The sequence below is a fragment of the Thermoanaerobacterales bacterium genome (genome assembly GCA_030019475.1).
In the GTDB taxonomy this organism is placed as follows: Bacteria; Bacillota; Desulfotomaculia; order Desulfotomaculales; family JASEER01; genus JASEER01.
Genome location: JASEER010000045.1, coordinates 1 through 15,012, shown reverse-complemented (window position 1 = coordinate 15,012; position 15,012 = coordinate 1). Strand labels below are relative to the sequence as shown.

At 64.6% G+C, this 15,012-nt stretch carries 15 protein-coding genes and 2 tRNA genes; 16 read left to right on the top strand and 1 reads right to left on the bottom strand.

Going from position 1 to position 15,012, the window contains the following annotated elements:
* The 16 genes from QMC81_10355 to QMC81_10280 form a co-directional block, all read left to right on the top strand.
* On the top strand, positions 1 to 197 hold a 197-nt coding region (locus QMC81_10355), incomplete at its 5' end, for a DUF4342 domain-containing protein (GenBank protein ID MDI6907866.1).
* A gap of 148 nt (positions 198 to 345) precedes the next feature.
* On the top strand, positions 346 to 1,230 hold the full coding sequence (glyQ, locus tag QMC81_10350) for a glycine--tRNA ligase subunit alpha (GenBank protein ID MDI6907865.1): 885 nt from the start codon (positions 346 to 348) through the stop codon (positions 1,228 to 1,230).
* Between the two features lie 4 nt (positions 1,231 to 1,234).
* Positions 1,235 to 3,313, top strand: coding sequence for a glycine--tRNA ligase subunit beta (glyS, locus tag QMC81_10345; GenBank protein MDI6907864.1), 2,079 nt, complete (start codon positions 1,235 to 1,237; stop codon positions 3,311 to 3,313).
* A gap of 106 nt (positions 3,314 to 3,419) precedes the next feature.
* Complete coding sequence (locus QMC81_10340; GenBank protein MDI6907863.1) at positions 3,420 to 4,070, top strand: helix-turn-helix transcriptional regulator; 651 nt, start codon at positions 3,420 to 3,422, stop codon at positions 4,068 to 4,070.
* A 14-nt stretch (positions 4,071 to 4,084) separates the two neighbouring features.
* Positions 4,085 to 4,918, top strand: coding sequence for a pyruvate, water dikinase regulatory protein (locus QMC81_10335; protein MDI6907862.1), 834 nt, complete (start codon positions 4,085 to 4,087; stop codon positions 4,916 to 4,918).
* Positions 4,919 to 5,013: 95 nt separating this feature from the next.
* A complete protein-coding gene (gene thpR / locus QMC81_10330; protein ID MDI6907861.1) occupies positions 5,014 to 5,574 on the top strand; it encodes an RNA 2',3'-cyclic phosphodiesterase in 561 nt (186 codons plus the stop codon).
* 35 nt (positions 5,575 to 5,609) lie between these two features.
* Complete coding sequence (locus QMC81_10325) at positions 5,610 to 6,227, top strand: flavodoxin family protein (GenBank protein ID MDI6907860.1); 618 nt, start codon at positions 5,610 to 5,612, stop codon at positions 6,225 to 6,227.
* An 82-nt stretch (positions 6,228 to 6,309) separates the two neighbouring features.
* Entirely contained in the window at positions 6,310 to 7,326 is a 1,017-nt protein-coding gene (locus QMC81_10320) for a deoxyguanosinetriphosphate triphosphohydrolase (protein ID MDI6907859.1), read from the top strand.
* Positions 7,327 to 7,417: 91 nt separating this feature from the next.
* Complete coding sequence (dnaG, locus tag QMC81_10315; GenBank protein ID MDI6907858.1) at positions 7,418 to 9,190, top strand: DNA primase; 1,773 nt, start codon at positions 7,418 to 7,420, stop codon at positions 9,188 to 9,190.
* Positions 9,191 to 9,192: 2 nt separating this feature from the next.
* Positions 9,193 to 10,281 (top strand): RNA polymerase sigma factor RpoD, encoded by a 1,089-nt coding sequence (gene rpoD, locus QMC81_10310; GenBank protein ID MDI6907857.1) that lies wholly within the window; start codon positions 9,193 to 9,195, stop codon positions 10,279 to 10,281.
* A gap of 52 nt (positions 10,282 to 10,333) precedes the next feature.
* Positions 10,334 to 10,409, top strand: a tRNA-Ile gene (locus tag QMC81_10305).
* Positions 10,410 to 10,524: 115 nt separating this feature from the next.
* Positions 10,525 to 10,599, top strand: a tRNA-Val gene (locus tag QMC81_10300).
* Positions 10,600 to 10,752: 153 nt separating this feature from the next.
* Positions 10,753 to 11,187, top strand: a complete 435-nt coding sequence (locus QMC81_10295) for a YaaR family protein (protein ID MDI6907856.1) — start codon at positions 10,753 to 10,755, stop codon at positions 11,185 to 11,187.
* A gap of 136 nt (positions 11,188 to 11,323) precedes the next feature.
* Positions 11,324 to 12,019 carry a class I SAM-dependent methyltransferase gene (locus QMC81_10290; protein ID MDI6907855.1) on the top strand — a complete coding sequence of 232 codons (696 nt, stop codon included), beginning with the start codon at positions 11,324 to 11,326 and terminating at the stop codon, positions 12,017 to 12,019.
* Positions 12,020 to 12,033: 14 nt separating this feature from the next.
* Positions 12,034 to 12,825: a Nif3-like dinuclear metal center hexameric protein gene (locus tag QMC81_10285; protein MDI6907854.1), complete on the top strand. Its 792-nt coding sequence runs from the start codon at positions 12,034 to 12,036 to the stop codon at positions 12,823 to 12,825.
* 132 nt (positions 12,826 to 12,957) lie between these two features.
* The gene (locus tag QMC81_10280) at positions 12,958 to 14,367 is read left to right on the top strand and encodes an S-layer homology domain-containing protein (GenBank protein ID MDI6907853.1); all 1,410 of its coding nucleotides are present in this window, start codon (positions 12,958 to 12,960) and stop codon (positions 14,365 to 14,367) included.
* A gap of 100 nt (positions 14,368 to 14,467) precedes the next feature.
* Here QMC81_10280 and QMC81_10275 read toward each other — a convergent pair whose 3' ends face one another.
* Positions 14,468 to 14,863, bottom strand: coding sequence for a helix-turn-helix transcriptional regulator (locus tag QMC81_10275; GenBank protein ID MDI6907852.1), 396 nt, complete (start codon positions 14,861 to 14,863; stop codon positions 14,468 to 14,470).
* Positions 14,864 to 15,012: the final 149 nt, after the last annotated feature.

Sequence of the window (15,012 nt, the reverse complement as noted above, 5' to 3'; positions counted from 1 at the left end):
AGCAGGGCGACCGTACCGTCTTCGAGATCCCGGCGACAGTGGGTGCCGTCGGCCTGCTGGGCGCGATGGCCTCCACCGAACTCGCCGTCCTGGGACTGGTCGGGCTGCTGACGGCGATGACCAAGAACTACTCCCTGGAGATCGACTACGAAGGGGCGGCGGAGGCTCGCCCGGAGGAGGCAGGGTTGCAAAACTGAGGGTTGACTTTCAGCCCGGGATCTGGTACTTTCTATAGCAAATTAGCGAAAAACCTCCCGTTTCTCCGGGATTTGGCGGGGCGGGGGGTCTTTATGTTTTCCCCCTCACCACGACGGGCGCAGTTTTTTCAACAGTTCGTTTAAAGAGGTGACACGTACGAACTTTCAAGACCTTACGCTCGCCCTTGAGCGATTCTGGGCCGACCGGGGCTGCCTCATCCAGCAGCCCTACGACGTGGAAAAGGGCGCCGGGACGATGAACCCGGCCACCTTCCTGCGCGTGCTGGGCCCCGAGCCCTGGAACGTGGCGTACGTGGAGCCGTCACGGCGGCCGACGGACGGGCGCTACGGCGAAAACCCGAACCGCTTGCAGCACTACTATCAGTTCCAGGTCATTATGAAACCGTCCCCGGACGACATCATCGACCGCTACCTGGCGAGCCTGCGGGCCATCGGCATCAATCCCGCCGAGCACGACGTCCGCCTGGTGGAGGACAACTGGGAGTCCCCGACCCTCGGCGCCTGGGGCCTGGGCTGGGAGGTCTGGCTGGACGGGATGGAGATCACCCAGTTCACCTACTTCCAGCAGTGCGGCGGCTTTGACCTGAAGCCCGTCTCGGTGGAGATCACCTACGGCCTGGAGCGCCTGGCCCTCTACCTGCAGGGGGTGGACAGCGTCTTCGACATCAAGTGGACCGAAGCGCTGACTTACGGTGATGTCCATCACCGCGGGGAGGTCGAACACTCCCACTATAATTTCGAGGCTGCGGACACCGATCTTCTTTTTGAACTGTTCGACATGTACGAGAAGGAGGCGCAGAGGATCGCCGAGCGTCACCTCGTCCTGCCCGCCTACGATTACGTCTTGAAATGCTCCCATACCTTTAACCTGCTTGACGCGCGCGGGGCGATCAGCGTCACCGAGCGTACCGGTTATATCGCGCGGGTCCGCGCCCTGGCCCGGGCCTGCGCGCGGGCCTACGTCGCGCAGCGGGAAGAGATGGGCTTCCCGCTGTTGAGGAAGGAGGGCTAAAAACATGGCCAGGGACTTTCTGCTGGAGATCGGCATCGAGGAACTCCCGGCGCGCTTCCTCGGCCCGGCCCTGGTGGAGCTGGCCGCCCTCGCCCGGGACCTGTTTGACGAGCAGCGCCTTTCCTACGGGGTGGTCAACACGTACGGCACTCCCCGCCGCCTCGTCCTTTACGTGCAGGACCTGGCCGAGGCCCAGGCCTCCCTGGTGCGGGAGGTAAAGGGCCCGCCGGCGAAGGCCGCTTTCGATATCGACGGGAAGCCGACGAAGGCCGCCCTCGGTTTCGCCCGCAACCAGGGCGTGGCCGTGGAGGAGCTGGTAATCCGCCCGGTCGGGCAGGTGGACTATGTCTACGCCGTGCGGGAGGAGAACGGACGCCCGGCGGTGAAGATCCTGCCGGAGATCGCTCCGCGCCTGATCACCGGCCTTTCGTTCCCCAAACCGATGCGCTGGGGGAACGAGGACCTGAAGTTCGCCCGGCCCATACGCTGGATGGTCTGCCTCTTCGGCTCCGAGGCCGTTCCTTTCACCGTCGCGGGCGTGACGGCCGGGAGGCTGACCTTGGGCCACCGCTTCCTGAACCCCGGGCCGCACCGCCTCGAAAGGGCGGCGGATTATTTCGGGACGATGCGCGAGGCGTACGTCCTGGTGGACCCGGACGAACGCCGGCAGGTGGTCTGGGAGCAGGTGGTGGAGGCCGCTGCGGCCGTCGACGGCCGGGTGGCCGAGGATGAGTCGCTGTTAGAGGAGGTGGCCAACCTCCTGGAGTACCCGACCGCCTTCCCCGGGAGTTTCCCCGAGAGCTACCTGCGCCTCCCGGACCCCGTCCTGGTGACGCCCATGCGGGAGCACCAGCGCTACTTCCCGGTGTACGGGGCGGACGGGACCCTGACCAACCGCTTTGTCGGGGTGCACAACGGCACCCCGGAGCATATTGACGTCATCCGTGCCGGGAACGAGAAGGTCCTGCGCGCGCGCCTGGCCGACGCCGCCTTTTTCTTTGAAGAGGACCTGCAGACGCCCCTGGCGGCGAAGGTCGACGGGCTGAAAAAGATCGTCTTCCAGGAGGACCTGGGGACCGTCCATGAGAAGGTGGAGCGTCTCGAGGCCCTGGCCGGGTACCTGGCCGAGGTCTTCGACCTGGCGCCCGCGGAGAGGGAACACGCGCTGCGCGCCGCCAGGCTGTGCAAGGCCGACCTGGTGACCAGCATGGTCTACGAGTTTCCGGAACTGCAGGGGGTCATGGGCCGGGAATACGCCCTGCGCAGCGGGGAGGACCCGGCGGTGGCCGAGGCCGTCCACGAGCACTACCTGCCGCGTTCGGCCGGGGACGACCTGCCGGCGACGCTGCCCGGCCTGGTGCTGGCTCTGGCCGAGCGTGCCGACAACCTGGTGGGCGCCTTCGGCCTGGGCATCCAGCCCAGCGGCTCCCAGGATCCCTACGCCCTGCGGCGCCAGGCGCTCGGCATCTGCCACCTGCTCCTGGAGCGGGAGCGGAAGCTGGACCTGGACGGCTTCTTCCGCAAGGCCCACGCCCTCTATGGCCCGCGCCTGAAACTGGACGCCGGACGGGTGGTGGAAGACCTCAAGGAGTTCTTGAAGCAGCGCCTGCGCGTTCTCTTCGGGGAACGCGGGCTGGCGCACGACGTGATTGACGCCGTCCTGGCGGTGCCTTTCCACGACATCCTGGACGCCTGGCGCCGGGCCCAGGCCCTGGCCCTGTTCCGGGACGACCCGGCCTTCCAGGACGCCTACACCGCCCTGACGCGCGCCGGAAACCTGGCGCGGCAGGCGCGGGAGGGGACCGGGATCTCACCCCGGCTCTTCGCCGATCCCGCCGAGGGCGAGCTGTTCGCGGCTTACCGTAAGGTCCGGGAGGTAATGGAACCCCTGCTTGCCCGCGGCTCCTACCTGGAAGCCCTGCGGGCCGCGGCCGCCCTGCGTCCCCCGGTGGACCGCTTCTTCGACGCCGTGCTGGTGATGGCCGAGGACCCGGCCGTGCGCGAGAACCGGCTGGCCCTCCTGGCCGCGGTCGCCGCCCTGGGACAGAGGGTGGCCGACCTGGGGCGGCTCGTCGTGGCCTGAAATTCCCTCCCCCGGCAGGGAAAAGGGCGGTCCGGGGTGTATTTAGAAAAACACATATTGCTCCCGGGGAGCAAATAGAATAGCACGATACCCTCCCCGAGGGAGAGTGGTGAGCCGTTTGGAGTTAACCAGGCGCCAGGAAGCCATCCTGGAGATCGTCAAAGACAACGGACCCATTACCAGCGAGCAGATCGCCGAGAGGCTGAAACTCACCCGCGCCACCCTGCGCCCGGACCTGGCCATCCTCACCATGGCCGGCCTGCTGGAGGCGCGCCCCCGGGTGGGTTACTTCTTCAGCGGCAAGTCGCCCAACCGCATCGTCGCCCAGCGGCTGCGCAAGGTCCGGGTGGGGGAGATCAAGTCCCTGCCGGTGGTGGTGCGGGAAGACTGCTCCGCCCACGACGCCACCATCACTATGTTCCTGGAGGACTGCGGCACCCTGTTTGTGGTCGACGAAGAGGGGTATCTGCAGGGCGTGATCTCCCGGAAGGACCTGCTGAAGACCTGCCTCGGGGGGCGGGACCTTCAGACCCTGCCCGTGGGTGTGCTCATGACCCGCATGCCCAATGTTGCGTTCACCGAACCGGAAGAGTCCGTCTGGCAGGCTGCTAAGAAGCTGGCGGCCCATGAGGTCGACGCGCTGCCCGTGGTCCGGCGCGTGCCGCGCCCCGACAAGGGCGAGGGCCTGGAAGTTATCGGCCGGTTCTCGAAGACCAACGTCACCCGGCTGTTCGTGGAGTTCGGGGAAGGTCAGTAAGGAGGGCGTTCATCATCGAAACGCAAGAGCATCGTCCGGTTATCTACATCGTGTCCGATTCCATCGGTGAGACGGCCGAACTGGTGGCCCGGGCCGCGGCCAGCCAGTTCAACGGCGGGCACGTGGAGATCCAGCGCGTTCCCTACGTGACGCACCCCGAGGAGATCCCGGAGATCCTGGACGAAGCCGCCGGCTTCCCGAGCATTGTCGTCTTTACGATCGTCCTCCCCGCCCTGCGCGACGTCCTGATCAGGGAGGCCGCCCGGCGCGGGGTACCGGCGGTGGATATCATGGGTCCGGTGATGCAGGCGCTGTCCAGCGTCTCGGCCGACGTGCCCAAGCTGGAGCCGGGCCTGATGCGCAAGGTCGACGAGGATTACTTCCGCCGCGTCGAGGCCATCGAGTTTGCCGTGAAGTACGACGACGGCAAGGACCCGCGCGGCATTGTCCAGGCTGACCTGGTTGTCCTGGGCGTATCCCGCACCGGCAAGACCCCGCTCTGCATGTACCTGGCGCACAGGCGGATCAAGGCGGCCAACATTCCCCTGGTACCTGAGGTGGCGCCGCCGGAGGAGATCTTTAAGCTGCCGCCGCACCGCCTGATGGGCCTGATCGTAAGCCCGCAGCAACTCCTGCAGATCCGCCGGGAGCGCTTGAAGTCCCTCGGCCTGCCCCCCGAGGCCGACTACGCCAACGAAGAGCGCATCCTGCGCGAACTGAACTACGCGAAGGAGGTTTTCCGGCGCGTGGGCTGCTCGGTGATCGACGTCACCAACAAGGCCGTCGAGGAAACGGCGGGCAAAGTGCTGGAGATCTACTACCGTGGTGAGAGGTTCAGGCACGAGTAGCGCACCGCGCTTACCATCCTTTAATCAGCCAACTTAACGATTACTGATTGCCAATTACCAATTGCCAAATTGCCAATTACCGTGGGGGTTGCCCGTTGCCGGAAGCCTATCGCCTGTTCTGGGCCGTGAATCTGCCTGAAGATATGAAGGCCGTCCTGGCGCGTTTGCAGGACCGTCTCCGCCACCCCGCGCTCGACGCGAAATGGGTGGAGCAGGAAAACCTGCACCTGACGTTGAAATTCCTGGGTGAGACGGAGGCGGCAACGGTTACCGCCCTGGTCGACGCCGTCCGCGAACGCGTGAGCGGGAGCGGGAGCGTCTTGCTCGAGCTTTGCGGTTGCGGCACCTTCGGGCGCCCGCCGCGGGTCCTCTGGGTGGGGGTGCAGGGCGATGTTCCGCGTCTGCGCGCCGTGCACGAGCGAGTGGAGGAGGCCTGCCGGCCCCTGGGGTTTGAACCCGAGACCAGGGGCTTTTCCCCGCATCTGACCCTCGCCCGCCTCCGTGCCGCCGGCAGGGGTCTGCCGCGGGAGGTGGCGGCCGCCGCGGCGGCGGTGGGTTCGCTGGGTACGCTGAGCGTGACTTCCATAGAGCTGATGCGGAGCCGGCTGAGTCCCCGCGGCCCCGTGTATTCTGTTCTAGCGAGCGTAAACCTTTAATATGCATCAGGAATGTGGTCGAGGAGTGGGTAGGCGTGCTTCTGGTCGCCATTAACGGCAGTCCCCGGAAACGGGGCAGTACGGCTTATCTCCTGAAGGTGGCGGCCGAGGAAGCCGCCCAGATGGGGGTGGAAACCGTCACCCTGCATGCGGCCGAGGGTGTGAGTGCCACCAAGCACCCCTTCTGCCTGCACTGCTCGACCCCGTGCAAAGGGACCTGCTACGAGGGGAGCCTGCTGGCCGAGATGTTTAACGCTCTGCGGCGGGCCGACGCCGTTATCCTGGGCAGCCCGGTCTATTTCGGCACCGTTTCCGGGCCCCTGAAGGCTTTCTGGGACAAAACCCGCAAGCTGCGTAAGGAATTCGCGTTGTACAATGTCGTGGGCGCCGCTGTTACAACAGGGGGCTCCCGTTTCGGGGGGCAGGAACTGACGGCGAGGGCGCTGCAGGACATGATGCTCGTACAGGGGATGATCATTGTCGGCGACGGATACACGGGCACCGATGCCGGGCACTTTGGAGCCTGCGGCCAGGCGCCCGCGAAAAGCGATCCCGAGGCCGTTAAACGGACGCGGATCCTGGTCCACAGGGTGGTGGAGGTCGCTCGCGCCACCGAGGCCTTGCGCCTTGAAGGACGCGCAAGCCAGCGCTGACGACAGCCAGCCCGGGTGGAAGAAAGCGGCCCCCGGGTTTTTCGTTCCACCTCCCCGAGAGCATAAGGAGGGCGAGGATGTCGTGCTGACGCCAAGGGCCTATCGTGAATGGACCGAGGAACTGGAGGAAAGGAACCTTTCGCCTTATGCGTGCTGGAGCCGGGCGTCACGGGGGCGGGAACTCCCCGAGGAGCCCTGTCCCGTGCGGACCGCCTTCCAGCGCGACCGGGACCGGATCATCCACTCCAAGAGCTTCCGGCGCCTGAAACACAAGACACAGGTCTTCATCATTCCCGAGGGCGACCACTACCGCACTCGCCTGACGCACACCCTGGAGGTGGCCCAGATCGCGCGCACTATGGCCCGTGCCCTGCGCCTCAACGAAGACCTGACAGAGGCCGTTGCCCTGGGCCACGACCTGGGGCACACCCCCTTCGGGCACACCGGGGAGGCGGCCCTGGACGCCATCCACCCGGGGGGCTTCCGCCACAACGAGCAGAGCCTGCGCGTGGTCGAGATCCTGGAGGGGGAGAAGGGGCTGAACCTCACCTGGGAGGTCCGCGACGGCATCGCCAACCACACCGGGCCGCGGCTCCCGGCGACCCTTGAAGGGCAGGTCGTGCGGTATGCCGACCGGATAGCGTACATTAACCACGACATCGACGACGCCCTGCGCGGGGGCGTGCTGGTCCAGGCCGATTTGCCCTCGGACTGCCTGGCTGTGCTCGGAACGACACACCGGGAACGGATCAACACGATGATCACCGACCTGATCGAGGCCAGTTGGGACAGGCCCCGGGTCGCCATGAGCCCCCGGGTGTGGGGTGCCATGGACGCCCTGCGGGATTTCCTCTTCGAGCGGGTGTACATAAGTTCGGAGGCGAAGCGGGAGGAGGGCAAGGCCCGGCATGTGGTGCGGTCCCTTTACCGGTACTTCGAGGCGCATCTCGACACCGTCCCTCGTGAATACCGGCAGAAGGCCGGAGAAGCGGAAGCATGCCGGGCGGTGTGCGACTATATCGCCGGTATGACCGACCGATTCGCCGTTTTGGTCTTTGAACGGCTCTTTATCCCCCGCGGGTTCCCTGTTAGTCCCTAAATTTTGTCGAAGGCGGGGGCAGGAAAAATTATAGCGACAACGAATTATTCAAACAGTGGCTACCCGCTGGAAGCCCGTAGAAGGTGGTCCAGTGAGCGGGCGCATTCCTGAAGATCTGGTGGCGGAAGTGCTGGCCCGGGCGGACATCCTGGAGGTTATCGGGGAATATGTCCGGCTGGAACGCAAAGGACGCAACTACTTGGGGTTGTGTCCTTTCCACCAGGAGAAGACGCCGTCCTTCACCGTGACGCCGGAGAAACAGATGTTCTACTGTTTCGGCTGCGGGGCGGGGGGCAATATCTTTAAGTTCATAATGCTCAAGGAGAACCTAACGTTCCCCGAGAGCGTGCGCTGGCTGGCGGAGCGCGTGGGGGTGCATATCCCCGAGCACGCGCCTGCTCAAAACCCGGAACAGGAACGGGCCTGGCGGGCGAACGCGCTGGCACGGGACTTCTACCGGGAAACCCTGGAGCACGACCCGGCCGCGCAAGCGGCGCGGGACTACCTTGACCGGCGGGGGATTACGGCGGCCACCCGCCAGCGCTTTGAACTGGGGTTCGCCCCGGCGGGTTGGGACGCGCTGCTCCGGTTTCTCGGCCGTCACGGGTACACGCCCGAGGACCTGGTCCGTCTGGGCCTGGCGGTGCGCAGCGAGCGGGGCTCGGTCTATGACCGCTTCCGAAACCGGATCATCTTCCCGGTGCACAATGTCCGGGGCCAGGTGGTCGGTTTCGGGGGGCGGGTCATGGACGACAGCCAGCCGAAGTACCTGAATTCACCCGAGACACCGGTCTTTGCCAAAGGAAGGGAGCTATACGGCCTGCACCTGGCGCGCCAGAGCATTCGCGAACAGGGGCTGGCGGCGGTGGTCGAAGGCTACATGGATGTGATCACCGCCCACCAGCACGGCCAGGAGAATGTCGTGGCCTCGCTCGGTACGGCGCTGACCAGGGAGCAGGCGCGGCTGCTGACGCGCTATACGATGGACGCGGTGATCGCCTACGACGCCGACGCGGCCGGGGTGGCGGCGACCATCCGCGGCCTGGACATCCTGCAGGATTCCGGCTGCCGGGTGCGGGTGGTGAGTATCCCGGACGGGAAGGACCCCGACGATTACCTGCGGCAGCACGGCGCCGGGGAGTGGCGCAGCCTGGTGGACCGGGCGGCCTCCCTCCTGGAGTACAAGCTCCAGCATGCGCTGGCCCAAACGGGGGCTTCAACGGTCTCGCAGAAGCTCGTGGTGCTGCGGCAGGTGCTGCCGGCCCTGCGGGGAATGAACAGCGAGGTCGAGCGGGAGGAAGGCATCCAAACCATCGCCCGCGCCCTGGGGCTGTCCTGGGAAACCGTTCGTGGCGAATGGCAGAAGTTTGCGGCCCGGGGGATAGAAAATTGGCCAGATTCGGATAAAATTGCTAAAAAGTTGCATAATATGATAGGGAAACGGCCTCCGGCCAGGCAAAAGGCCGAGGCCGGGCTGCTCTACCTGATGCTTGAGAATCCCGCCCTGATTGATACCGTGCGACAAGAGTTGGGCGAAGCTTTCTTCGCCGATGCCGGCCACCAGCGGATTTTCGACACCCTGGTACGGCGGGCGGGTGAACCCGGTTTCCAGCCAGCCCTGCTGGCGAACTACCTGGGAGAAAACGACGCCGCTTTGTTCAGCGGCATTCTGGCCAGGGAGCGGCCCCTGGGAGAGCCGCGGGATCTCATTGAGGCACTTCGCCGCCTGCGGGCCCGGGAAACCAAGCGGGCCCTGCTGGCGGACCTGGCGGCGGCCGAGAGGGCCGGCGACAGGGAACAGGTCAACCGGCTGCTGCTGGCGATCAAGGAGCTTACCGAAGGAAGCCGCGAAAGGAGGGAATAAAGATGCACGAGGACGGACTGAACAGCCTTGTCCAGGAACTCATCGAGAAGGGGAAGAAGCGCGGCGTCCTTACCCATACGGAGATAATGGACGGTCTGCAAGGGGCCGACCTGTCGCCGGAACAGATCGAGGACTTTTACGAGAAGCTCCCCGGTTTGGGGATCGCCGTGGTTCCGGAGAAGGCCGATCTCGAAGGCCTCGACGAAGAGATCCAGGTCGAGGAAGAGACCGATGAGACGGAACTGACCGTCCCGGAAGGCGTTGACATAGATGACCCGGTGCGGATGTACCTGAAGGAAATCGGGCGCATCCCCCTGTTGACCCCGGAAGAAGAAGTCGCCCTGGCCAAGAGGATGGAAGACGGGGACGAAGAGGCCAAGCGCCGGCTGATCGAGGCCAACCTGCGGCTGGTGGTCAGCATCGCCAAACGCTATGTCGGCCGCGGCATGCTGTTCCTGGACCTTATCCAGGAGGGCAACCTGGGCCTGATCAAGGCCGTCGAGAAGTTCGACTACCGCAAGGGCTACAAGTTCTCGACCTACGCCACCTGGTGGATCCGGCAGGCCATCACGCGGGCCATCGCTGACCAGGCACGGACGATCCGTATCCCGGTGCATATGGTGGAGACCATCAACAAGCTCATCCGGGTCTCCCGCCAGCTGCTCCAGGAACTGGGGCGCGATCCCACGCCCGAGGAGATCGCCCGCGAAATGGACATCTCCGAGGACAAGGTGCGGGAGATCATGAAGATCGCCCAGGAGCCGGTCTCCCTGGAGACGCCGATCGGCGAGGAAGAAGACTCCCACCTCGGCGACTTCATTGAGGACCATGACGCCCAGGCCCCGGCCGAAGAGGCGTCCTTCACCCTGTTGCGTGAGCAGTTGAACGAGGTCCTGAAGACCCTGACCGAGCGGGAACAGCGGGTGCTTCGCCTCCGCTTCGGCCTGGATGACGGGCGGGCGCGGACGCTCGAGGAAGTAGGGCAGAAGTTCGGCGTTACGCGCGAACGCATCCGGCAGATCGAGGCCAAGACGCTCCGAAAGCTGCGTCACCCCAGCCGCTCCAAGAAACTGAAGGACTACCTGGAGTAGGCGGAAGGAAGGGATTTGACGGGCGGGGGGTGCCCGTCATATAATTTTTTAGGGGCCCATAGCTCAACGGTCAGAGCATCCGGCTCATAACCGGCTGGTTCCAGGTTCGAATCCTGGTGGGCCCACCATAAATAGAGGTGAGAAGTGGGAAGTTAGAGGTGAGAGGCAGAAGAGGGAATTCGGCAGAGCCGAATTCCCGCCATCTGATCTCACATCCAATCTCTCACATCCCACATCCCATATGGGCGATTAGCTCAGAGGGAGAGCACTTGCCTTACAAGCAAGGGGTCGCTGGTTCGATCCCAGCATCGCCCACCAGGAAATATCAAGCCCTCCGGAGTTTGGATTACTCCTCCGGAGGGCTTTTTGTGGCCCAAATACAGGAAAAAACGTCCCCTGAGGAGAATCTTTAAGGGTCGGTCAAAGGCGAGGCCTGCTGGTTTAGGCGGTTCCGGCAGGGAGGGGACAGGAATGAAAATATCCTCGATCCACAGGAACGTCAGGCCCAATTATGGCCCGTCCGGGGCGAAGGGCGGGCAGAGCTTCTCGGATGCCCTGGGCCAGGAAGCAAGACAGCAGGAACAGCGGAAGGTCGGGCAGATGCTCGACCGGATCAAGGCGTTGGGGCAGAGGCTGAAAGCCTCCAAGAGCCCGGCCGATGCCGCCGAGTACAAGAGGCAGATCCAGGAGTACCTGTCCTATATTCTCGGCAACTGTTACAGGCTGCGGCGCGGCGCGAACCAGTACGGCCAGTGGCTGGTCTGGGTGGAGACCGTGAACAAACACATTGACGAGATAACCAGGGCCTTGCTGGAGCAAGAAAAAGTCACCATTGACATCGCCGCCAGCATCGACAAGCTGACGGGGCTTCTGATCGACCTGTACGATAGTTGGTCCCTTGATTGACCGTTCCGTCGCAAGGGAGAAAGCCTTCCCGGCCGCACGGCCCGGGGCTTTATGATCTATTTCATAAGGAAAAGACTCTATCCGGTCTGGACAGAATATCAGCAGTATCCAGGCCCCAGGAAGGAGAAGTCCCTGGTTGAATGCATTGAGCCCGCGGCTGGCCGCCGTGGCGGCGATGGTCCCGCCGGGCCGGGTGGTGGCGGACGTGGGCACCGACCATGCCCTGCTTCCGATCCACCTCGTGCGGGAGGGGATCTCCCCCCGGGCGGTGGCGGTGGAGAAGGCCGCCGGCCCCCTGGCGGCGGCGCGGCGGGCCGTGGCCGCCGCCGGGCTGGCGGAGCGCATTGCCCTGCGCGAAGGGGACGGCCTGGCGCCCCTGGCGCCCGGAGAGGCTACCGTTCTGGTCCTGGCCGGGATGGGCGGCTCGACCATGGCCGGCATCCTGGAAGCCGGACCGGACGTCGTGGCCGCGGCCGAACGCCTCATCCTGCAGCCGATGGATTCCCCGGCGGCCGTCCGGCGCTGGCTCGCGGATCACGGCTGGGTGCCGGTGGACGAGCAGTTGGCGGCCGACGCCGGCCGGATCTACCAGGTTATCGGCGCCGAACGGGGGGATGGCCGGCCGCTGACTCCCCTGGAATTGGAGGTCGGTCCGCTGCTCCTGGAACGGGGCCATCCGCTTTTGCGGGAGTACCTCGCGGGCCTGGCCCAAAAGTACGCGCGGATCCTGGCGGAGATGGCCCGCAGCCGCCGCCCGCTTCCGGGCAGGCGGGAGATCACCGAGCGCCTGCGGGCGGTACGTGAAGTCTTGAGGCGCCTGGATAACCGGTAAGGAGCGTGAACGGTTTGGCTGCTAAGTGCGCGACCATTGTGAGCTTTGTGGAGGAAATGGCGCCGCGGGCGCTGGCCCTGGAGGGCGATAATACCGGATGGCAGGTGGGGGACCCGGGCGCGGCCGTAAAGAAGGTGCTCGTGGCCCTGGACGTGGACGAGGCCGTGGTCGAGGAGGCGGCCGACGCCGGGGCGGACCTCATTATCAGCCACCACCCGCTCTTTCACCGCCCGTTCAAGAACCTGCGGCTGGACCAGCCGCGTGGCGCCCTGGTGGCGCGCCTGGTGCGCGAACGGATCAATGTATATGCGGCCCACACCAACCTGGATGCCGCCGCTGAAGGGGTGAACGAGGCCCTCGCGCGCGTCCTGGGCCTGGTGGATATCGCGCCCCTGGTCGACGAGCCCTCGCCTTTCGGGCGGGTCGGCCGGCTGTCCGAGCCGATGACCTTTTACGCCTTCCTCGCCTTCGTCAAGACCGTGCTCGAACTGCCCACCGTACGTGCCGGCGGGCCCCAGGAACGTGTGATCCGCAAGGTCGCCCTCTGCGGCGGTTCGGGCGGGGACCTGTGGTCCAAGGCGGCCTTCGCCGGGGCCGACGTCTTTGTGACCGGTGATCTGAAGTACCATGTCGCCCAGGATATCCTGGCGGCGGGGCTGAATTTCGTCGATCCGGGGCACTACCCGACCGAACGGGTGATCCTCGAACCCTTAAAGTCCTACCTTGAAAAACGGATCCGCGCCGCGGGCCTTGACATAGCCCTCGCCGTGGCCCGGGCCGGCCGCGACCCGTTTGATTACCTTTAATGTCCCAAGTAGCCCGCCGGCGGTGTTTATCTTATAGGGCCGTTGCGGCCGCAACCGAAGGCGGATCAAGGAGGTGAATCCGGAGGCGGAACCGACCCCCAGTCACTTCTCTTCGAAAAGGAGGCCTGACTCTTGCGCAAAAGCTTGGTGGTTTTTGCAGTCACCCTGGCGTTGGTGTTGGCGTTCGGCGGCCTGGCCCAGGCGGCGGAGGTTACAGAGGATAATTTGTTTGCCCTGATGCCTGCCGGGATGAACGCGGACGGCGTCCTCACCCGCGGCGATTTCGCCGTCTTGCTGAACGCTGCAGCGGAGCTCAGCGCGGCGCCGGCGGATACGGCGCTCCCGGCCGACATCGCGCCCGGTTCCCCTGCGGCGGACGCTGTCAAGAACCTGCTCGCGGCGGGCATCCTCAGGGGTTATCCCGGCGGCGGCATCGGGATCAGCCAGCCGGTCACCCGGGCCCAGGCAGCCGTGTTCATTTCCCGCACCCTCGGCCTGCCTACGGCCGTTGACCCCGGAACGGTGGCCGGCCTTGAGGGGATTAAGGGCCATTGGGCTTACCGGCCTTACGCCTGGATGGTCCGCGAGGGACTGATGGACATAGGTGCGCCCGACGAGCAGATGACCGTTGCCGACGGTGTGGCCCTGCTGGCCAAGGTCTTCGGGCCGGTGGAGAAGGCGCGGCAGATCAACGAGCAGTCGCGGGTTGCGCAAAAGGACGTCAAGACGATGCGGATGCAGGGGCAGATGGCCATTGAGATGAACATGCGGGCGATCCCGGACGCCGGCATACCCGCCGGTATGCCCCAGGACCTGCGCGCCACGGCGGACATTTCACTGGAGATGAACCTGGAGCAGGGGATGCACGAGGCAATAACAATGGAAATCCCTGTCCCCGAAGAAAAACAGCCTCTTAAGGTACAGGTTGACTATTACTATACCTCCGAGGGTGTGTATTTCAACGTTACGGATCCAGCCACCGGCAAGTCCGAATGGCAGAAGATGCCCGAGGGGCTGATGCCGGACTTTACCGAAATGATGAAGCAAAGCCTGGCCCAGACCGCCAACCCGGTCCCGCCCGAGATCGAAAAGATGTTCTACTACCGTTACCTGGGCGAGGAGCAGGTGAACGGGCGCGCGGTTTACAAGATGTCCTCCTACGGGCAGATCAGGGATTTCGCCCGGTTCATGGACCTCTTCGCCAGTCAGCTCGGTGGCCAGTTGAATAACCAGTTCAACGAGATGCTCAAAATGACCGAGGCCCTCATTGAGGCCATGCACATTTCCGGCGTGGCCTATATTGACAAGGAAACCCTGGTCCCCCTGAAGATGGATATGCTCCTGGTGATGGGCTTTACGCCTCAGTTCATGGGTGAGCCGAACCCGATGGAGTCGGTGGCCATCGACTACGACCTGACCTTCAGCGATTTCAACGGCGAGATCAACATTGTACTCCCGGCGGAGGCCAAGGACGCCCCGGTGATGGAGATGCCCGCGGCCCCGGGGACCGCCACCGCGCCGGCTCAGACTCCAGACGCATAACCTTTGCCAACGCGGCAAAAGGAGACGAAAGGGCCGGGGGGATACACCCCCCGGCCCTTGATATTCGTGCGGCCCGGTGTGGCCCCGTATGGCCCGGGGATTACTTCTTATGGGGCTCTTCCTCCCTTTCGTCGTACGGAACCGCGTTCTCCGCGGCGGCCGGCAGCCCCGAAGGGGTCTCCTTCTGCTTGACCATCGCCCCCACAAGGAGCATGACGGTATCCAGTTCCTTCTCATCCAGGCGGCGGGCCATTTCCAGCAAGCGCCGGAGTTCCGCGGACAATGGCTCCCGGGCCGTTCTGTCCGGCGCAAAGAAATCACCCAGGGTGATATCCATGGCCCGGCACAGCTTGCGCAACACGTGGAAGCTGGGCGTCGTCCGCCCGGACTCAATCTCGCTCACCGTCGACTGTCCGACACCGGCCCGTTGGGCCAGGGCGTTTCCGCTCAGGCCAGCCTTGAGCCGTAGCTGGCGTAAACGGCTCCCTATCTGCATTCTTAAAGCCGCCCTTCTATCGATCTAGCGATAATTCTACCACAAGAGCGAGATACCGTCTTCTTATCGCTATACGCGATAATAGTGTTGCCAAGCTATGGGTGCAGGCGATACAATATTGTCTGGTGATGGAACGATGCATTTCGGCT